This window comes from Eubacterium barkeri (assembly GCF_900107125.1).
Lineage (GTDB): Bacteria > Bacillota > Clostridia > Eubacteriales > Eubacteriaceae > Eubacterium_O > Eubacterium_O barkeri.
The window spans coordinates 113,736-134,778 of the sequence record NZ_FNOU01000002.1 but is presented as its reverse complement, the minus strand read 5'-3'; the positions used below and the strand labels follow the sequence as shown (position 1 = coordinate 134,778).

17 protein-coding genes and 1 riboswitch are annotated in these 21,043 nt (G+C 48.6%); of the genes, 7 read left to right on the top strand and 10 right to left on the bottom strand.

From position 1 onward, the window contains the following. Positions 1-11 precede the first annotated feature (11 nt). Entirely contained in the window at positions 12-659 is a 648-nt protein-coding gene (locus tag BLU30_RS01915) for an HAD family hydrolase (protein ID WP_090242911.1), read from the bottom strand. A gap of 108 nt (positions 660-767) precedes the next feature. Then, positions 768-1,811 carry a glycerol-3-phosphate dehydrogenase gene (locus BLU30_RS01910; RefSeq protein ID WP_090242909.1) on the bottom strand — a complete coding sequence of 348 codons (1,044 nt, stop codon included), beginning with the start codon at positions 1,809-1,811 and terminating at the stop codon, positions 768-770. A 259-nt stretch (positions 1,812-2,070) separates the two neighbouring features. On the opposite strand from BLU30_RS01910, the gene BLU30_RS01905 reads away from it, so the two are divergent. Both BLU30_RS01905 and BLU30_RS01900 read left to right on the top strand, forming a co-directional pair. After that, positions 2,071-3,012: a sugar-binding transcriptional regulator gene (locus tag BLU30_RS01905; protein WP_090243176.1), complete on the top strand. Its 942-nt coding sequence runs from the start codon at positions 2,071-2,073 to the stop codon at positions 3,010-3,012. 83 nt (positions 3,013-3,095) lie between these two features. Further along, a complete protein-coding gene (locus BLU30_RS01900; RefSeq protein WP_242873477.1) occupies positions 3,096-3,854 on the top strand; it encodes a peptidylprolyl isomerase in 759 nt (252 codons plus the stop codon). Positions 3,855-3,972: 118 nt separating this feature from the next. Here BLU30_RS01900 and thiC read toward each other — a convergent pair whose 3' ends face one another. After that, entirely contained in the window at positions 3,973-5,280 is a 1,308-nt protein-coding gene (gene thiC / locus BLU30_RS01895) for a phosphomethylpyrimidine synthase ThiC (RefSeq protein ID WP_090242907.1), read from the bottom strand. 54 nt (positions 5,281-5,334) lie between these two features. Next, positions 5,335-5,440, bottom strand: a riboswitch (TPP riboswitch). A gap of 19 nt (positions 5,441-5,459) precedes the next feature. Next, on the bottom strand, positions 5,460-7,844 hold the full coding sequence (locus BLU30_RS01890) for an ATP-dependent DNA helicase (protein ID WP_090243172.1): 2,385 nt from the start codon (positions 7,842-7,844) through the stop codon (positions 5,460-5,462). 110 nt (positions 7,845-7,954) lie between these two features. On the opposite strand from BLU30_RS01890, the gene BLU30_RS01885 reads away from it, so the two are divergent. Further along, entirely contained in the window at positions 7,955-9,310 is a 1,356-nt protein-coding gene (locus tag BLU30_RS01885; RefSeq protein ID WP_090242905.1) for a M20/M25/M40 family metallo-hydrolase, read from the top strand. A 69-nt stretch (positions 9,311-9,379) separates the two neighbouring features. Here the strand turns inward: BLU30_RS01885 and gdhA are convergent, their stop codons facing one another. The 3 genes from gdhA to leuS all read right to left on the bottom strand — a co-directional run bounded on the left by gdhA (position 9,380) and on the right by leuS (position 13,794). Then, a complete protein-coding gene (gene gdhA, locus BLU30_RS01880; RefSeq protein WP_090242903.1) occupies positions 9,380-10,714 on the bottom strand; it encodes an NADP-specific glutamate dehydrogenase in 1,335 nt (444 codons plus the stop codon). A gap of 162 nt (positions 10,715-10,876) precedes the next feature. After that, a complete protein-coding gene (locus BLU30_RS01875) occupies positions 10,877-11,359 on the bottom strand; it encodes a ribonuclease H family protein (RefSeq protein ID WP_090242899.1) in 483 nt (160 codons plus the stop codon). A 23-nt stretch (positions 11,360-11,382) separates the two neighbouring features. Then, positions 11,383-13,794: a leucine--tRNA ligase gene (gene leuS / locus BLU30_RS01870; protein ID WP_090242897.1), complete on the bottom strand. Its 2,412-nt coding sequence runs from the start codon at positions 13,792-13,794 to the stop codon at positions 11,383-11,385. Between the two features lie 184 nt (positions 13,795-13,978). On the opposite strand from leuS, the gene BLU30_RS01865 reads away from it, so the two are divergent. From BLU30_RS01865 to BLU30_RS01850, 4 genes are all read left to right on the top strand, one after another. Further along, positions 13,979-15,058 (top strand): alanine/ornithine racemase family PLP-dependent enzyme, encoded by a 1,080-nt coding sequence (locus BLU30_RS01865; RefSeq protein ID WP_090242895.1) that lies wholly within the window; start codon positions 13,979-13,981, stop codon positions 15,056-15,058. Beyond that, entirely contained in the window at positions 15,055-15,618 is a 564-nt protein-coding gene (locus BLU30_RS01860) for a GNAT family N-acetyltransferase (RefSeq protein ID WP_090242893.1), read from the top strand. Before BLU30_RS01865 ends, BLU30_RS01860 begins: the two co-directional genes overlap by 4 nt. A 151-nt stretch (positions 15,619-15,769) precedes the next feature. After that, positions 15,770-16,207, top strand: a complete 438-nt coding sequence (locus BLU30_RS01855) for a DUF6323 family protein (protein WP_090242891.1) — start codon at positions 15,770-15,772, stop codon at positions 16,205-16,207. A gap of 12 nt (positions 16,208-16,219) precedes the next feature. Next, positions 16,220-17,068 (top strand): DUF6179 domain-containing protein, encoded by an 849-nt coding sequence (locus BLU30_RS01850; protein WP_090242888.1) that lies wholly within the window; start codon positions 16,220-16,222, stop codon positions 17,066-17,068. A gap of 10 nt (positions 17,069-17,078) precedes the next feature. Here the strand turns inward: BLU30_RS01850 and hcp are convergent, their stop codons facing one another. From hcp to feoB, 3 genes are all read right to left on the bottom strand, one after another. Beyond that, complete coding sequence (gene hcp, locus BLU30_RS01845) at positions 17,079-18,644, bottom strand: hydroxylamine reductase (protein ID WP_242873476.1); 1,566 nt, start codon at positions 18,642-18,644, stop codon at positions 17,079-17,081. Between the two features lie 4 nt (positions 18,645-18,648). Then, positions 18,649-18,840 (bottom strand): ferredoxin, encoded by a 192-nt coding sequence (locus BLU30_RS01840; RefSeq protein WP_090242886.1) that lies wholly within the window; start codon positions 18,838-18,840, stop codon positions 18,649-18,651. Between the two features lie 176 nt (positions 18,841-19,016). Beyond that, positions 19,017-21,041, bottom strand: coding sequence for a ferrous iron transport protein B (gene feoB / locus BLU30_RS01835; RefSeq protein ID WP_090242884.1), 2,025 nt, complete (start codon positions 21,039-21,041; stop codon positions 19,017-19,019). Between the last annotated feature and the right edge of the window lie 2 nt (positions 21,042-21,043).

Below are 21,043 nucleotides of genomic sequence, written 5' to 3'. Positions count from 1 at the left end.
CATTATACGCTTTATAAAAAATTCTTAATTAACTCACCATGATGATGGAGGCGTCCATCAGCCAGGGAATAGTCCACCATCCCCTCGGGTGCACTGGTATAGGCCAGACACCCCATCCCCGCAGCTTTAGCCGCCAGGATGCCATTATAGGAATCTTCAATGACCAGACATTCCCCGGGTGTAACCTCCAGGGCCTCCGCCGCCTTTAAAAAGATTTCAGGGTCAGGTTTACAGACTTCTACATCTGAAGCGGTAATCCGGGCAGTAAAATACTCCTGGAGACCAGAAATCGCCAAAACCCGGTCGACGGCTGCAGCATCAGAGCCCGATGCCACCCCCAGCCGGTATCCCCGTTCGGACAAGGCCGCCAGGGATTCTCCAATCCCATCCATAAACCGCTTTTCCTGTTCATCGTCGAAAAGATAGTCTAAATAGGCCTGGACCTCCTGATCTGCCAGGGCCTTGGGGTCTTCCTTTAACTGATACTTGATCTGGAGCTTTTTCCACCAATTGTGAATCCCCATGCCCATATTCATCAAGGCTTCCTCCTGGCTCATCTCAATCCCCAAATCCCGGTACATCTCCCCTTCGATTTTCTTATAAACTCCTTCAGAATCAATAATCACTCCATCCATATCAAAAATAATGGCCTTAATCATTTTATCTTCCTCCTGCTTTCATACAATCTCAATTAAATTATTATACATTAAAAAGCCGCGGTCATCAAACCACGGCTTCAGACTGTCGACAAAGTGGGCTTCACTCCCCTACCGAACCTTTTCCGTCTCAAAGGCCTTCCAGGGAATATCCACCTCAGCCCCCCCATTAATAATCGCATCCACGTGCATCAGCAGCGGAAAATCATCAAGGGAAACCTGACCCTTCTTCGCCAGGGCCTTCACCGCCCGGGCGGTACGGGTTGCGATGACAATGGATTCTAAGGTCACACCGGACAACTCCTCCATGGCCGCTTCAAAGGTCATTCCCCGGCCCAACAATGTTCCAATTTTTCGGGTCCGACCACCAAAGATGGTCACGTAAAGATCCCCGGCACCATAAACGATGTTCTCCTCTAAACCATCCACAATGTTCAGCAGGGCCTTCATTTCCTTAACGGATTGTCCGAACAAAGCCGCCTGGGAATTGTAATGCTGGACCCCAATACCTTCCCGCCGTTCAGCCAGACCCACAGCCAGGGATACCCCCAGGGCATAGGCATTCTTCAAGGCCACCGCACATTCCACTCCAACCACATCAGTGGATAAGCTAATATGGTAATAATCCGTTGTAAAAAGTCCCTTTAAAAATTTTAGGGTTTCCATGTCATGGCCACAGAAAGCAACGGCTGAATGATCCTTGTCCGCCAATTCATAGCTCGTGCAGGGGCCACCGATAGCATTGATGGATAGCTGGCTTCCCTCCGGTAAACGGCTTTCCCAATAGGCAGGGTAGGTCATCATCGAACCATCTTCCCCATCGATCATTCCCTTTGTCACCGACAACAGGGGAACGCTTTCTGGAATGATGGGTAAAATTTCCTCGGCAAACCAATCGACCCCAAAACTGGAAACACCACCTAACACAACATCGGCACCCTTTAGCGCGTCGCCCACTTCATCAATCTGGTAGTACTGAATCCCATGATGGAGGGTACGCTTTAAATTCAGATGAAAATCATCCGACCTCAACCGATCAATAATCTGACCATCCAGGGGGGTTCCCACCAGACGGACCTCATGGCCATTTTCAAAAGCAGGTAAGGTTAATGCTGATGCCATTTGTCCGGCGCCGATAAAGGTAATAATACTCATTTTAAACTCCTTATTGATTCATTCAAATTTGCAGCAGGTACCGTTTAATTCAATGACTATAGTTTAAACCCTTCCCCTTCCTTTGTCAAGGGATTTCGGGATATATTTCAATATTTGAAATTAATCCCATTTATCATTATCAATTCTTTTCATCAGTTAATTTACGCCTATCTTTCTACAATTCCCCTTGACACTCCCTGTTCTATCCTGATAAAATTGAAACAAAATCTAGAGGATGAAATATTTTTCGGAGGTGGCCATGGATCAAAACAAGGTGAATCAGATTTTACGGATTGCAAAAATGCATTTTGAATTAAAAATGAGCCAGGTTGATATTGCCGCTGCGGAAAACCTCTCTAAATCCACGGTGAGCCGAATTCTAAAAAATGCCATGGACCTTGGCTTTGTGGAAGTCCGTGTCATCGAGCCACTCCACTCCTTCTCAGATTTAGAAGCAGAGCTTATTTCACGATATCCCCTGCGCAAGGCGGTCATCGTACCGGATATTGTAAAGAATGATGAGATCCTCCTTCAGGACGTCTGCACCGCCCTGGCCGAGGATTTGCCCCGGTACATCGAAAATGACAGCATTGTGGGGGTCGCCTGGGGCCGGACCCTCTCCGCCCTTCTGCCACAGCTTAGGCCCATCAAGCGTAGCGGGGTTTCAGTCATCCAGCTCAACGGCGGTTTTTCCCGGGTCCTCTACGAAAGTGGTGCCATGGAAATCATCAAGGGCTTCGTCCGCTGCTTTGGCTCAACGGGACACCTCCTTCCTGCTCCAGCCGTCGTGGACAATAAGGACATTGCTGCCGCCATCCGCACCGATAGTCAGATTGACAAAATATTCAAAATGGCCAAGGACTGTCAAATCGCCATTTATTCTGTGGGAAATATCTCCAGAAAATCCCAGCTTTTTGAAATGGGCTGCTTTTCAGATGAAGAGTACCACGCCATTGAGAAACGGGGTGCCACAGGAGATGTATGCTCCCACTTTATCGACGCCAGGGGCCATTTGGCTGATCCGGAATTAGATCAACGCGTCCTGGCCACACCCCTTGCCGATATTCAGGCCATCCCCAACAAGCTCCTGATTGCAGTGGGCCAGGAAAAGGCAGCAGCCATTCGTGCCTGCCTCCTGGGTGGTTTAGTAGATGTCCTGTATATTGATGAGCCCACGGTCCGCACCTTGCTTTCCCTTTGATATGGGTGTTTTCCTTGACAAACAACCTGTTAAAGGATACTATTTTAGCATTGCATTACGATTTAAAAGGAGATATTACACTAATGATTGAAGATAAAGTATTGGCAACCGTCGGCGACAAAGAAATTCGGCAGTCCCAGCTCGACATGTTAGTCGCCCAGGCCCCCCAGGATCAGCAGGCCCAGTTTAACTCCAAGGAAGGCAGACGACGCCTTTTAGAAGAAATGATTGCCCAGGAGTTGTTCTATTTAGAAGGTAAGGATGAAAAAGTGGATGAATCTGAAGCCTTTTTAAAGGAATTGGAAGAGGCCAAGGAAAAGCTGCTTAAATCCCACATGATCACACAGTTCATGTCCCAGTTTACCGTGGACGATCCGGAAGTCCGGGCTTATTACGACGAACATCCCCAGGAATTCATTGCGCCGGATTCCATCCGTGCCAGCCATATCCTTCTACCGGCCAAACAGCAGGCCATTGATATCATCGAAGAAATCAAAGGGGGCAAGGTCTTCGAAGAGGCCGCGAAGGAATACTCCATCTGCCCCTCCAAGGAAGTGGGTGGCGATTTAAGCTACTTCTCCAGGGGAAAAATGGTCCCGGGCTTTGAAACCGCTGCTTTTGCCTTAAAGGTTGGTGAAATGAGTGAGGAACCGGTACAAACAGAATTCGGCTGGCACATCATCAAGGTGACCGATGAAAAAACCGGTGAAACCATTCCCTTTGACGCCGTCAAAGAAAGCCTCCACCGCTTCCTTCTGGGCCAAAAGCAAAACCGTCAGTATCTCAACAAAGTGGACGAGCTCAAAAAAGAATATCCCGTGGATGTCAAACTCGGATTATAAAAGCCATATTCTTTTCAGCAAAACCACCGCTCTAAAACAGGGCGGTGGTTTTTGGATTGAAGACAAAGTAGAGCATTGCCATTCGGGTTGATGGTGAACGAAAGGTTCACCCTCTCACTCATTCATCAAAAATCGAGACAATCTCTCCTTCGAGGATGCGGTTCATGTTTTTAACGGCGCAGAAATTACCGCACATGCTACAGGTATCTTCCTTCTCCGGCTGACTGGACTCCCGGTAAGCCCGAGCCTTTTCCGGATCGATGGCCAAATCGAACATCCCCTTCCAATCCAGCTTTTTCCGGGCAGCACTCATGGCGTTATCCCAGTCCATGGCCCCGGGGATACCCTTGGCAATATCCGCCGAGTGCGCAGCAATACGGGCCGCAATAATCCCCTCCTTGACATCTGCCACATCCGGGAGGCGCAAATGCTCTGCCGGGGTCACATAGCACAAAAATGCCGCACCATTACTGGCAGCAATGGCCCCGCCAATGGCCGAGGTGATATGGTCGTAGCCCGGGGCCACATCAGTCACCAGGGGTCCCAAAACGTAAAAGGGCGCCCCGTGACACAGGGTCTTTTGAATTTCCATATTAGCGGCAATCTGGTTAATGGGCATATGCCCCGGTCCCTCAATCATCACCTGGACATCCTTTTCCCAGGCCCGTTTAGTAAGCTCGCCCAGGGTCATCAGCTCTTCAATCTGGGAGGCATCCGTGGCGTCCTGAAGGCAGCCTGGCCGACAGGCATCCCCCAGGCTCATGGTGACATCGTACTGACGGCAGATCTCTAAAATCGCATCATAGTGCTCAAAAAAGGGATTCTCCTTCCCCGTCATTTCCATCCAGGCAAAAATAATGGAGCCCCCCCGGGAAACAATATTCATCAATCGTTTATTTCGTTTAAATTTAACGGCAGTTTCCTTATTGATGCCACAATGGATGGTCATAAAATCCACCCCATCCTCGGCGTGCATCCGGACAATATCCAGCCATTCCTCGGTGGTAATCTCAATCAGGGGTTTATGGTAGTACACCACCGCATCATAAATCGGAACGGTCCCAATCATCGCCGGGCATTCCTTCGTCAGCATCCGTCTGAATTTTTGGGTGTCTCCATAGGAGCTTAAATCCATAATGGCCTCCGCCCCTAAATCCACGGCGCTCTGTACCTTCTCAAGCTCCATGGAGAGATCCGTCATATCCCGGGAGGTTCCCAGATTGACATTAATTTTTGTTTTTAACATGGACCCCAGTCCCGCGGGGTCCAGGGCCACATGATTCTTATTACAGGGAATAATAGCCTTTCCCTGGGCCATTAAGGCCATCAGATCCTCTGTTCGAATCCCCTCCTTCTTTGCTACCCTTTTCATTTCTTCTGTGATAATCCCTTGACGGGCCGCATCCATCTGTGTCGTATAAGTCATTTACACCCTACTTTCTCAATTTGAATCCATTAAAAAAGGATACCCATGGGTATCCTTCGCATCCTTCGTCCTTCCTACGTTGGCATTACCCACATCAGGTTTAAGGGTCGAAGTTGATCACTTCCTCTCAGCCCGCACACGAGCTCCCCTGTATGATAAATTATTGTATCATACTATCACTATTTTGCTTTCTTGTCAATTGCATTCCAGGAATTCTTTTCCCGCTGCCAAAAGGCCTGAACCTCGGCTTTAACCGCATCGGGGGTCGATACCGTGATAAGGTGCTGTAAATGGCTTGGCAACAGCCGTCGGTATTCATAGCGGCTAAAACGCTCATCGATTAAAAGGACCATCCCGAAGTCCTCCTCATCCCGGATCACCCGTCCCAGGGATTGAAGGACCTTATTCATCCCAGGATTCTTATAGGCATAATCAAAACCACAATTCATTTTTTCATCATAATAGGTTTTAAGGATATTCCGCTCCATGCCCACCTGGGGCAGGCCAACCCCAACGATAACCGCACCAATAAGGCAGTCTCCCTTTAAATCAATGCCTTCACTGAAGATTCCCCCCATGACGCAGAAGGCCACCTGAGTGACATCTGCGGACTCCTCAAACCGCGCCAGAAAGGCCTCCCGCTCAGACTCATCCATCTCCCGATGCTGACAAAGGATTTGGACCGCCTCCCCAGCCATCCCCTTAAAATCGGAGGCAACCGCCTCCAAATAGGCATAGGATGGAAAGAATACCATATAGTTACCACAGCGCCCACTAATAAAAGCAGCAATCATTTCTGCAATGGGAGTGTAACTGGCCTCCCTCATGGTATATCGGGTACTGATTTCATCCGCCAGGAGGATGCCGAGATGCTCTGGACTAAAGGGTGATGACAAGGCGTATTTCCGGGCCTCCTCTCCCCCACCAAGGACCTGCATATAATAATCCATGGGGGTCAGGGTCGCTGAAAAAAGAATGGTCGACCGCCCGAACGCCATGGTTTCCGAGAGGATTTTAGACGGGTCAAGGCAATGCTGGGTGACAATGACCTCGCTGCCGAAGCAGGTGACACTCGTGATATAGGCCTCATCGTAATACTCCGAAACCATAAGGTAATTCCGGACGGCAAAGTAAAGCTCCAGGCTGTCCTGGAGGGCTGGATGCTCGGGATGCTTTTTGGAAAAGGCTTCATAGGCAAAGCCAAAGGTCATCATAGCTTCGTTAAAGGGGGCCAGTGATTCCTTATAGGTCTTGTCCCGACACCCCTCATTTTGCTTACGCAAAAGAATAAATGCCTGGTTTGCCTTATCCACGGCTTTATAAAAGCTATCCTTCTTCCCATTCAGGCTGCGCTTTAACGCTAAAAAGCTTGACTTCCCCAGACTGGCAGAGTACATTCCCCGGGCCCGATCCACCAGATTATGCCCCTCATCCACCAGAAACAACGAATCCCTTTCTCCCGTATTAAACAAGCGCTGCAGTGACACCACAGGATCAAAGAGATAATTGTAGTCCCCGATGATAATATCCACCCATCCCGCAAGGTCAAGGGATAGTTCAAAGGGGCAGAGCATGGCGTCCCTGGCCCATTTCTCGATAACCGGCCGGGTAAAGGCCTCTTCTTTGGCCAGCATAGCATAGACCACCTCATTGACCTTTGAAAAATAATCCCGGGCGTAGGGACAATCCTCAGGATTGCAGCTGCGTTCCTCTAAAAAACAAATTTTATCCTTGGCCGTCAAGGTCACACATTTAATCCTCAGCCCCTTTTGCCGTAAAAGGGCCACCGTCTCCTCGGCAACCTGACGGGTGATGGTTTTCGCTGTTAAGTAGAAAACCCGATGGCCAAATCCCTGGGCCAGGGCTTTAATAGAGGGAAAGAGCACCGAAAGGGTCTTTCCGATCCCCGTTGGGGCCTGGCAAAACAACCGCTCCTGACGGCGAATGGTGTTATAGACGGCTACCGCCATCTCCCGCTGCCCCCTGCGGTACTCTGGGTATGGAAATTCCAGGTCCCCAGCACTTTGGTCCCGCATCTTCCCCCAGGCCTCTTTCATCCGGGCCCAGCACAGGTATTCCTCTAAAAGCTCTAAATAAAAGGCTTCGAGGGCTTCATACCGAAAGACCTTCGTAAAAAAACGGGTCTCCCGGGTTTCAATTTGACAGTAAGTGAGCCGCACTGAGATGGATGACAGACCCTCCTCTTTCGCCACAAACCAGGCATAGCACTTGGCTTGGGCCCAATGGACAGGGCGGTCCTCTTCCTCTAAAAGCGCCAAGTCCATGGCCGTGGTTTTGATTTCATCAATGGTGACCCCCAGGGCATTTCGGATAATGCCATCGGCCCGGCCCTGGACGAAAAAAGTAATCCCTTTTGTCGTGGTGGTATCCTTCAGCGTAACCTCAGCTGAATAATCGGGTCCTGCATTTTTTTGCAGTTGCCTGTGGATTCGGGCCCCCATTTGCGCACGGTCAAATCCTGAAAATCGGTTATCAATGCTTCCCGAACGCAGGATGAATTCCACTAAATCCCGAACCGATAATACAACATCATCCACACCCATACCACCTTTCATAATCCTTAATATTCTAGCATAAACCATCCTGTAAATCTTGCAATTACAGGGCGAATGCAGTATTCTTAAGAAAACAGAACAACTTTTTAGGAGCATCTATGATTCGAAAAAGGCAACTTGAACAGGCAACGGCCCATTTAGCCGAAGCCATTACCTATAAAACCATATCAACCCATCAATCCACCACCTGGGATTTTGCACCCTTTGATGGATTTATTGAATTTCTACCCCGGACTTATCCTCTATGCCATTCCGCGTTAGAGCACACCCGGATTAACGGCTATGGCTTAGTCCTTCATATGAAGGGCATGAACCGGGACGCCCTTCCCCTTCTTTTCCTTGCCCATTACGATGTCGTTCCTGTGGAAGCTCAGTCCATGGAGGCGTGGCGGTATCCCCCCTTCTCTGGAACTGTTGCCGATGGGTACATTTGGGGACGTGGTGCTTATGATGATAAATCCATGGTCATCGCCCTGTATGAAACCCTGGAGGGTATTCTTGAAAAAGGGCAACAGCCGGAACGGGATGTTTATGTGGCCATTGGATTCGATGAAGAGCTTGGCGGTCATCTGGGTGCACCCCGCATCGCCCGGTTTTTTAAGGATCAGAATCTCAGGTTTGAGTGTATCCTGGACGAAGGGGGCATGTGCCTTGAAGGCTTCTTCCCGGAATGCCACAACCCCATTGCCTTTGTGGGCGTTGGGGAAAAGGGGCATATCAATCTAAAGATGACCCTTCGCTGCCCCGGGGGCCATGCCGCCGTTCCCCCAAAGCAAACGGCGGTGAACGGTCTTGCGAAGGTCCTCGCCCGTTTGGCGGAACATCCCATGCCCCCACGGATTGCCCCGCCCATTGGAGATTTGTTACAAACCATTGCCCCATTTTACAAAATGGGAAAGGCTCAACTATTCAGTCGTCCTGAACTGGCAGCCCCTTTAATCCATCGTGCCTTCAGTAAAAACCCCTTTACGTCCGCCATGGTCCGAACAACGGTGGTCCCCACTATTTTAGAATGCGGACAAACAGTGGGGGCTCTTCCAAACGCTGCCAGTGTCATCTTCAATTGCCGGACCCTGCCGGGGGACACTTCAGAGGACATCATTGGGTACCTCCAGGAGTTTTCCGGGGAATACACTTTAGAATTCGAAGTCCTTCTGGAGCAGCTTGCCACCCCCCTTTCAGACTATTCTTCTAAAACTTTCGACTATTTGGCCACCTGTATTGAAATGGACTTCCCCGATACCGTCGTTGTCCCCTACCTCACCCTCGGTGGAACCGATGCCCGGCATTACCAGGACCTCAGTGACGCTATATTCCGCTTTGTTCCTGTCCTCACCAACCCCGCCGAGAGAGCGGGCATCCACGGAATTGACGAACGTCTTTCCATCACCAGCCTGGGACAGGCCATCGACTTTTTAACAGACTTCATCATCGATTTTGGAACCATTGATTAAACTAAAAACCACCTTCCCAGCGTAATCATCACACTTGGAAGGTGGTTTTGAATTATTTTATGGTACGTATTATACGATACCCTGGCTCATCATCGCATCGACCACTTTTTCAAAGCCGGCGATATTGGCACCAGCAACAAAATTCCCCGCCAAATCATAGCGTTCTGCTGCATCAGCCGTTTTCCGATAGATATCAACCATGATATTTTGGAGCATTTCATCCACTTCTTCAAATGTCCAGCTCAGGCGTTGACTATTCTGGGACATTTCCAAAGCAGAGGTCGCAACCCCACCGGCATTCGCTGCCTTCCCTGGCATAAAGAGAATTCCCTTTTCCTGGAAATATTCAGTGGCTTCCAAGGTCGTCGGCATATTGGAGCCTTCCACCACCGCCATGACACCACCAGCCACAAGGGCCTTGGCATCGTCCAGATCGATTTCATTCTGGGTCGCGCAGGGCACGGCAATATCGCAAGGAATGGTCCAGATGCCTTTACCTTCAGTATAAGTGGCGGTGGGAACAGCTTCCACATATTCCTTAATCCGTCCACGGCGGACTTCCTTAATCTCTTTGATGAGATCCAGCTGAATGCCATCGGGATCGTAAATATAGCCGTTGGAATCGTTCATGGCTACAACCTTGGCTCCCAGCTGCTGGCATTTTTCAGTGGCGTAGATGGCCACATTCCCAGAACCGGAAATCAAGACGGTCTTCCCGACAATGTCTTTTCCATTCTGCTTTAACATTTCATCTAAAATATAAATGGCGCCATAGCCGGTTGCCTGGGTACGAACTAAAGACCCACCCCAGGTTAAGCCCTTGCCGGTGAGAACCCCTTCGTATAAGCCAGTGAGCCGCTTGTACTGACCAAACAAATACCCGATTTCACGTCCGCCGACACCGATGTCGCCTGCGGGGACATCCTGATCTGCACCGATATATTTATACAGTTCTGTCATGAAGCTTTGGCAGAAGCGCATCACTTCCATTTCAGATTTACCCTTAGGGTCAAAATCAGAACCACCCTTGCCCCCACCAATGGGTAAGCCGGTCAGACTGTTTTTAAAAATCTGCTCAAATCCCAAGAATTTAAGAATCCCCTGATTTACCGAGGGGTGGAAACGAAGGCCTCCCTTATAGGGTCCAATGGCGCTGTTAAATTGCACCCGGAAACCCTTGTTGACCTGTACCTGGCCATTATCATCAACCCATGGCACACGGAAAGCGATCAATCTTTCTGGTTCAACCAACCGTTCGAGTAAACCGAGCTTCCGATATTCTTCTTCATTGGCTTCAATAACAACAGCGATGGAGTCTAACACTTCCTTGATGGCTTGGTGAAACTCTGGTTCGCTGGGATTTTTAGCGACAACTTTTTCATAAATCTCATTAACATATGACATAAAACTGCTTCCTCCTGTTTTCCACAAATCTGTATACATTATCCATCGGTAATTTTATCACGACACCCTCTGGATTACCAGAAAAAAATGACCTGACTGTGTATTTTTTCAAAAACAAAAGGTGCATTAAAATCCAACTATTGTGAATTTTAATGCACCTTTCTAGAGAAACCCGCTCTCTTTTTTTGCTTTTAAATAGGCGTCCATGGCCGTATTAACTAATTCGTCTGCCCGATTATTCAGGGGGTTATCGGCATGACCCTTGACCTTTTTAAAGGTGGTTTTGTGGCGTTCCACCAGGGAATCTAACGCTATCCAAAGCTCTCGATTCTTAAGGGACCCGGCCTTACCACGGCTCCATCCCTTAGCCTTCCAGCCCCCTACCCAATTCTGTAAATAGGCGTTGACCACATAGGCCGAATCACTGTGGATGACCACTTCACAGGGTTCCTTTAACAGTTTCAGCCCTTCGATGACGGCCAACAACTCCATCTGATTATTGGTGGTGTTTGGATAGGCGCGGTTATACTCCTTTCTGGCGTTTTTTTCCGGATATAGGAGTATCCCGCCGATGGCACCGATATTTTGATCGGATTTTCCATTCCCCCGGCATCCGCCATCGGTGTAGAGTTCAATGTGTTTCATGAATACACCCTCATTTTCAATCACTATTTGACAACGATATTGAAAATCTTTCCTGGAATATAGATTTCCTTGACAATAGTCTTACCCTCAACATAGTTCTGGATATTTTCATTGGCCAGGGCAATGGCTTTTGCCTCTTGGGCATCAGCGGCCACGGGGAGGGTAATCTTCCCCCGGACCTTCCCATTAATCTGTACTGCCATCTCGATGACCGCATCCACGGTTTTAGCCTCGTCGTAGACTGGCCATTGTGAGGCATGGAGATAGCCTTCAAATCCAGCCATTTCCCACAGCTCTTCCGTCATATGGGGAGCCACCGGGTAGAGCAGCTGAAGATAGGTTCTAAATTCAGCCTTGGTGACCTGGCCTTCCTTATTAAAATCATTGAGCAGGGACATTAGAGCAGCAATGGCCGTGTTGTACTTCATTTCTTCATAATCGCCATCGACTTTTTTGATGGTTTTATGCATGGCTGTTTCTAATGCGGGGCTGTATTCCTCACCATCCACCAGGCTTTCCTGGAGCTTCCAGACCCGTTCCAGAAAACGTCGACAGCCCTTGGTGCCATTTTCGGACCAGGGCGCGGCCTTTTCATAGTCCCCGATGAACATAACGTAAGTCCTCAGGGTATCCGCCCCAAATTCATCAATGATCTCATTGGGATTCACCACATTTCCCTTGGACTTCGACATCTTTTCGCCGTCGCTGCCAAGGATGAGACCCTGGGCTGTCCGTTTTTTATAAGGCTCCTTAGTGGGGACGATGCCAATATCGTAGAGGAATTGATGCCAAAACCGTGAATAGAGCAAATGTCTGGTGACGTGCTCCATCCCACCGTTGTACCAATCCACCGGCAGCCAATACTTCATCTTTTCAGGATCGGCCAGAGCATCGGCATTCTTGTTATCAAAATAGCGCAGGAAATACCAGCTGGATCCCGCCCATTGGGGCATGGTATCTGTTTCGCGCTTTGCAGGTCCGCCACAAACCGGACAGGTGGTGTTTACCCAGTCTGTCATGGCGGCCAGGGGCGATTCCCCGGTGTCTGTGGGCTCGTAGCTTTCCACCATGGGGAGTTCTAAGGGCAGTTCCTCTTCCGGTACCGGCACCATGCCGCAGTGGGGGCAGTGGATAATGGGAATGGGTTCTCCCCAATAGCGCTGGCGGTTAAAGGCCCAATCCTTCATTTTATAGTTGATGGTCTTTTTGCCGCGTCCTTCTTTTTCAAGATGAGAGATCATTGCGGTAATGGCGGCTTTAACCTCCATTCCATCTAAAAATCCGGAATGAACCATTTCCCCGCTGCTGGTATCGGTATAAGCCGCTTCCTCAACATTCCCTCCCCGGATGACTTCGATAATGGGGAGATTGAATTTCTTTGCAAAATCCCAGTCCCGGGTATCGTGGGCTGGAACCGCCATAATAGCCCCGGTACCATAGCCCATCATCACATAATCGGCAATGAAAATGGGGATTTCCTTTTCCGTGGCTGGATTAATGGCCGTAATGCCTTCAATGCGGACCCCGGTTTTATCCTTGGCCAGCTGCACCCGTTCGAACTCGGTTTTCCGTTTGGCAGCCTCCTGATAATCCCTTACCGCATCCATATTGGTAATCTTGTCGGCCAATGCCTCAATGAGGGGATGTTCCGGGGCAATAACCATGAAGGTTGCCCCAAAGAGGGTGTCCGGCCGGGTGGTAAAGACCTTCAGCTTTTCATCGTACCCTGCAATATCAAAGTCGACCTCCGCCCCTGTTGATTTGCCAATCCAGTTTTCCTGTTCTGATCGGATACGGGGTAAATAATCAACATCGTCCAACCCCTTTAACAGTTTTTCTGCATATTCCCGAATTTTAAGGAACCAGACATCCTTTTCCAGCTGGACCACTTCACTGCCACAGCGATCACATTTACCATCTCTAAAATCTTCGTTGGCCAGAACAACTTTACAGCCACTGCAAAAATTAACATAGGTCCGGTCCCGATAGGCTAAGCCATGTTTAAATAACTGGAGAAAAATCCATTGGGTCCATTTGTAATAATTGGGGTCTGTGGTATCAATTTCACAATCCCAGTCGAAGGAGTAGCCGATGGCCTTGAGCTGTTGAGTAAAAACCTTGATATTTTCATCCGTTACATCCCGGGGATGGCGCCCTGTCTTAATGGCGTAATTTTCTGTAGGCAAACCAAAGGCATCCCAGCCGATGGGAAACAAAACATTATAGCCCTGCATCCGTCTTTTTCTGGAAATAACCTCTAAGGAAGTATATGCCCGGACGTGTCCGACATGCAGCCCAACCCCTGAAGGATAGGGATATTCTACAAGGCCATAAAATTTTGGCTTGTCACTTTTTTCTTCAATGGCGAAAACGCGGTCTTCTTCCCACTCCTTCTGCCATTTCTTTTCAATTGCGGTATGATTATATCTTTTCATTGGTTCCTCCCAAAGTAATCTCTCGATTGTGTTTTAGACATATCTTTTATTATAAACAAGGGGTGATTAACTGTCAATCGTTTCGCCATTTTGCTTGTCTTTTCCTTGTTTCCCCCGCTTCCACTTTACCTTTCCCCAGTCCTTTGGTATACTAGGCTCCATGATCATTAAAAAAGAGGTAGTTATGTATCCCAGACTTTTAATCCATACAAAAAAAATTGAAGAAAATGCCCAGTGGGTAGTCCGTCAGGCCAGGGCCCTCGGACTCACTATAACCGGTATTAATAAAAACACTTGTCAAAACCCGGATGTAGCCCAGGCCCTGCTCCATGGAGGTGTCGATGCCATCGGGGATGCCCGCATTGAGAATCTAAAAAAAATTCAAACCCTGGAATGCGAAAAATGGCTCATTCGCATTCCCATGCTCTCCGAAGTAGAGGATGTGGTAAAATATGCAGATCTTTCCGTTAATTCTGAGGTCTCAGTCATTCAAGCCCTGGATGCTGCCGCAGCCAAGCGTCAAAAAAGCCATCAAATTATCCTGATGGTCGATCTTGGTGATTTACGGGAGGGTTATTTTGATATCGAGGATTTCTGTCAGTCCATGGCGGCCATCCTCACCCTTGAGCATATTACATTCATGGGGATTGGGGTCAATCTTTCCTGTACTGGTGCCATCGTCCCCACGGTAGAAACCTATGAGAAATTCGCTTTAATGCAGCAGGCCCTGAAAGAACGCTTTGGAGTAAGCTGTGCCATTACCTCCGGTGGTGCCAGCAGCACCTTTTATATGATTAAGGATGGTATTCTCCCCCAGTGTATTAATAACTTACGGGTGGGCGAGCTGATCCTCTACGGGACCGATGTCTCCAACCACCTTTGGTACCCCGAGCTCCATCACCATACCTTTATTTTAGAAACAGAAGTCATTGAGGTGAAGGACAAGCCCTCCGTCCCCATTGGGAAGGTGGGAAAGGATGCCTTTGGGAATGAACCGGTTTTTGAAGACAAGGGCATTCGCCACCGGGCTATCTGTGCCCTGGGGCAACAGGATACAGCCCCCGACGGACTCACGCCTCTGGATTCGGGCATCGAAATCATTGCTGCCAGCTCGGACCACCTCATCCTTGATATAACAGATTGCCCCCGGAAGGTGTCACCAGGCAGCATCATCCCATTCCGATGTAATTATGGTGCCGGCCTCCACGCCAACACCTCACCCTATATTGAAAAAATAATCGTCGACGGATCGGAGGGCATATGAGCATCCATGCGGTTCCCGTCCCCAAGGGGTCCCACCTTTACAAGCAGGTCAAAGCCCTTTATCACCAAGGATTCCCCCCTGTTGAACGGATGCCGGCTTTTTTGTTTGACCAATTAATCCGCCTGGGCAGAGGCAAATGGGTCGCATACATGGATGGAAACCAATTGGTGGGCTTTACCTTCCTCATTTACCATAAGGACCTATTGTATATTCACTACTTCGCCACCGATGAGGCCTTTCATGGCCAGGGATATGGGTCCAAAATCCTGGATCATTTAAAGGTGGTCCATCCCCACAAGCGGCTGTTTTTATACATTGAGGCACCCTGGCAGCCGGGTGCCTATAACCCAGGGCAGCGCCACAAGCGCTTGGCGTTTTATCTCCGTAACGACCTGACCCCCGCCGGCGTAAGCTACGAGGAACGAGGACATTGCTATGACCTCCTGTCCTATAGGTGCCAAATCACCAAGGCAGAGGCCGCTGCAGTCCTGACCATGCTCACCACAATTCCACTGCCTTCCTATTTCCTGCCCCATGTTTTTGATTCACCATCCCTCTAAAAGGTAAAAGGGGATCGCGAAACGCGACCCCCTTTCCCTCAATATTTTCTGTCCTTATATTACCATAAAACACATCTTTTTTCAAGACTAGACCTTTTCCTAGCACCGTTCTATAATGGGATTAATTCCCATGAAAGGCGGTTCTCCACCCATGATAATTATCCCCTTTTCCGTTTTAACAAAAGCCTCCCGTGATGAGCTGTCCCATCTTTTAGCCTGCAATGATGGGCTCTCCCTTTACGGATACGCCCTGACCCCAGGGGATGCCCAGGCCTTGATTGACCATAAAAACCAATGCCTGGCCGACAATCAGCGCATTGAATTTGGGGATAGCATCTTGAATTCCCTTATTGACACCTTTTTGGATTCACCTTATCTGGACCATCGCAATTTTTTGGACACCCTCCATGGACTCACCACCTTGTTCTATTCCTTAAAGGGTATTGGCAATGGTTTTATTTCTGACAAATCCCTACTCGATTTTATGAAAACCCTGTACAACGGCCGTTGCGGCGGGGACCTTCAGTATCTTGGTGACTTAGCATCACGCCTTCTTGAAAAGCAGCTCAATTCCCATCCATCCCATTAAAGGAGCCATCCCATGAACCCAGAATCCCTTATCCCCATTGTTTCCAGCTTAGCCAACCGGTATACCAAGGGAAGAAGCACCTCCCTTTCCTACGAGATGGCCAATCAGCTCATGGAAGCTGTCCTCTATTGTATAAAAGCGTACCAGGGTCATGGTGATCCCTCATTCCCCACACCCATCCTGGATCCAGCCTTAGCCTATGAACGGGGCTATGCTCTGATCCTCTCCAAAACCCATCAGTGTAAAAGACTATACGAAAAGCTTTTAATCATTTTTGATGATTTTAGGTGTCTTAATTGTGGCAGTACGGTAAAGGAAGGTATTCCGGCTTTTTTTAATACCTACGATCCTTTATTCAATCCCCAGGACCACCGTCTCACCCTGGATTATCCGGCCCTCATCCATCCCAATGCCCTTGTGGGGGTCGATGCCATCCATCAATATCTGACCCATTTGAATCTGGAATGGCAATTTCTAAGTGCCTTTGATTCCCATGGGGTTTGCCGCCTTTTATCCCGAACCACCAGGGATTATCAAAACCTGTTTTTAGGTAATATCTGTGAAACCGTCCTTTTAACCGTCCTTGGCTGCCTGCTCATTGGAGAGGACGGGGCATCCCTTTCCCTGAACGCAAGGCAGATCCATGATTTAACAGAAATCCTCTCCCCCCTGAGTCAAAGCGAGATTGAAAAGAACCTCCATCATTTGACAGAGGTTCTTTGCCTTCAGGTCTTCCCAAGGGTACAGGATTTACCACCCTATCTTTTTTCGATTCTACCTTCTTTTGCGGCACGACTCCACCAGGGTGTGATTTCCCATTCCCTGGAAGGCGTGTTTTATCGATTTAATGATTTAGGGTAAAACCTGTAGATTAACCCAGAATAGCCTGTAAATCCGCTTCCGGGGTCGTCGTCGGATGGATATTGTAATTTTTAACTAAAAGATCCAGAACTCCTGGAGAAATAAAAGCAGGAAGTGTTGGTCCCAAATAGATGTTTTTGATCCCTAAATAAAGCAGGGTCAAGAGAATGCAAACTGCCTTTTGCTCATACCAGGATAGTACCATGGAAAGGGGGAGTTCATTAACCCCACAGCCAAAGGCATCCGCCAGGGCCACCGCTACCTGAATGGCACTATAGGCATCGTTACACTGGCCCATATCCATCATCCGGGGCAGACCACCGATGGTCCCCAGATCCAGGTCATTAAAGCGATATTTCCCACAAGCCAGGGTCAGGATAACGGAATCTCCAGGTGTTTGCTTCACAAAATCTGTGTAATAATTCCGACCCGGACGCGCACCATCGCAGCCGCCAACCAGGAAGAAGTGGCTGATATCCCCACCCTTTACGGCATCAATCACCGTGTCGGCAACGGAAAGAACCGTCCCATGGCCAAAGCCAGTGGTAACCTGGGTCCCACCATTAATACCGGTCAAAGGCTGATCCTCAGAATAACCACCCAACTCCAGGGCTTTTTCAATAACCGGAGTGAAATCTTTGGCTTCGCCTATATGGACCATTTCTGGATATGCCACCACCGAGGTTGTGAAAATCCGGTCTGCATAAGAAGGTCGTACTGGCATCAGGCAGTTGGTGGTAAACAAAACGGGCCCTGGAATATCGGCAAATTCCTTCTGCTGATTTTGCCAGGCCGTCCCAAAGTTGCCCTTTAAGTGGGGATAAGCCTTCAGCTGCGGATAAGCATGAGCCGGCAACATTTCCCCGTGGGTATAAATATTAATGCCCTTTCCTTGAGTTTGTTCCAACAGAAGCTTAAGATCGTGGAGGTCATGGCCTGTAATCACAATAAAGGGGCCCTTTTCAATGGTTAAATCCACGGTTGTTGGGACAGGGGTTCCGTAGGTTTCAGTATTGGCCTGGTCCAAGAGAGCCATACAAGCCAGATTGATTTCTCCAAGCTTTAGAACCAAGGCCAACAATGCATCAGCATCAAGCTCACTCCCCACAGCACGCATACCTTCAAAGAAGAAATCATTGACCTTCGGGTCTATATAACCTAAAACCCTGGCATGATGGGCATAGGCCGCCATTCCACGCAGGCCAAACAGAATCAGTGATTTTAAGGAGCGGATATCTTCTTGCTCTGTCAACCACATCCCATGGACATCAAAGGATTCAACCACTGGATTGGATGTATCCACCAGCTTAAGGACCTCTTCGACTAACCCCTTTAAAGATTCATTATCAAAGCTGACATTCGTCACGGTGGTAAATAAGCCATCCACCATCAGCTGATCAGCTTTTTCCGGGCGCTCTTTTCCGTCCATGGTGCGAGCCAGGGCAATCAGGGCATCCGTCAATTCATCCTGTCGATTTGCCGTTTCTGCCTTTTTACCACAGACACCTGCTCCACCGGTACATCCCATACTTTTCGCTGTCTGTTCACATTGGAAACAAAACATTTGATTTGCCATTCTTTTAATCCTCCTCTATTTCAATAGCGGCCACAGGGCACCCTTCGACTGCCTCACAAACCTTTTCTTCTAAATCCGGGGCAATGTCATCCGTTAACACACAGGCTACGCCTTCATCCCCCATATCAAAAACCTCTGGGCATTCAGCGACACATAAGCCACACCCGATACATTCATCATTAATGGTCACTCTCATGGAAACTACCTCCTTTTCCAACCATTGTAGAGGGTTTTCCTTAATTCGTCTGTTGTATCGACAACATTCCAAATGGATTTAAGCAATCCTTATGAAAACTTGAAAGGATAAAGCCTGCTTCTTCCACGAAAAAAAACCTCCACCCGCAGACATGTGGTGAAGGCTTTTTATTAACCTCAGAAAATGAATGACCCGATTTGGAAGACGGCCATGGAGACCAAATAAGCCGTCCCCACCTGGTAGACGATGGCAAAGAGAAAGTCCCGCCAGCTGCCAAGCTCCCGCTTCATGGTCGCTAACGCTGCGATACAGGGTGAACAGAGCAGGACAAACAAAATATACGCATAGGCCGAAAGGGGGGTGAATATCTGGCTTAAAGCCATGGTAAAGCCCCCATCTACACCCGAAAGCAGAACGCTCATGGTAGAAATAATCATTTCCTTAGCGGCAATTCCTGAAAGCAAGGATACACTGGCCACCCAGTTTCCAAAACCCAAGGGAATGAAAGCTGGAGCAATGATTTTTCCAAAAGCAGCCAATATACTACTATCCGGGTCCGTCGTCATTTGAAAATTCGTTCCAAAGGCCTGGAGGAACCAGAGCACCACCGAGGCTAAAAAGATAATCGTTCCCGCCCGGACAATAAACTCTTTAACCCGCAGCCACACCTGAGACATGGTATTTTTAAGGCTGGGGACCCGGTAAGGTGGAAGTTCCAGCAAATAGTCTGAGCTGGCTCCCCTGAATTTTGTCTTGCTTAGTAAAATTCCCGATAAAAACACCACCAAAAGGCTCACCAGATACAGGCTAAAGACCATAATACTCTGCTGCTCTGCAAAAAAGGCCGAAGCCAGCAGGACATACAAGGGCATTTTTGCGCCACAGGAAATAAAAGGCGTTAGGATAATGGTCAGCTTGCGGTCCCGCTCATTTTCCAAGGTCCGGGTTGCCATAATGGCCGGAACCGAGCAGCCCAATCCAACGACCATGGGAATAAAGCTTTTTCCGGAAAGCCCAAAGCGTCTAAAGGCTCGATCCATCATAAACGCTACCCGGGCCATGTAGCCACTATCCTCCAGAACTGAAATAAAGATGAAAAGCACCGTAATTTGCGGGATAAAGGTCAGCACTGCACCAACCCCGGTAATGGCACCGTTGGTAATGAGGGCAATGAGCCACTGTGCCGTTCCAATGGCACTAAGGACAGTGCTTACCCAGGGAATCAGCCCGTCGGCAATAAATCCATCGATCCAGCTGGATGTCAAATTCCCCACCACATTGATGGAGATAAAATAAATAATGAACATGAACACGAAAAAAATGGGCAGTGCTGCAAAACGATTCATCAGCACCTTATCGATCCGGTCCTCAATGGCCAGGGTATCCTTACCATCCTGGCGCCTTGCTCCCTCTACCCCTGCGGTAATAAAACGATACCGATAATCGGCAATGGCACCATCCACATCCTGACCACTAATTTCCCGGATTTCCCGCCGGGCTTCACTAATTTCAGCATCCAGGCGAACAATATCGTGCTGCTCCTGTTTAGCAAGGACCTCATCCTGTTCAATGAGCTTGATGCTGCGAAATATCCCAGGGTAGTTGGGCAGGATATCTGAATACTGCCCTTCGATTTTCTTTCCAAAGGCGTCAAACACATCCTGAATCTTAGATGGGAAAACCCTTGGATACGTCCACTTCCCCTGGGTCCGCCCTAAATTTGCATCGGTCAGGGCAATAAGCTCCTGAATCCCCAATTCCTGCTGAGCAGAAATTTGGATAAAGGGAAAGCCAAAGGCCTTCGAAAGGGCTTCACAATCAATAAGAATCCCCTTTCGCTCCAAAACATCCATCATGTTAAGGGCCCCAATCATGGGAATCCCCATTTCCATGAGCTGAGTGGTCAAATAGAGATTACGCTCAATATTCGAAGCATCGATAATATTAATCATGAGATCCGGGGCTTCGTTAATTAAAAAATCACGGCTGACAATTTCATCCATGGAGTAGGGTGCCAGAGAGTAAATCCCCGGAAGATCGATGAGAATAATCTCATCCCCAGTTCCCTTCATTAACCCTTCTTTTTTTTCAATGGTCACACCTGGCCAGTTCCCAACGTAAAGATTACTGCCCGTCAGGCAATTAAACAATGTCGTTTTCCCGCAATTGGGATTCCCCACTAAAGCTACTCGATATGTCATAA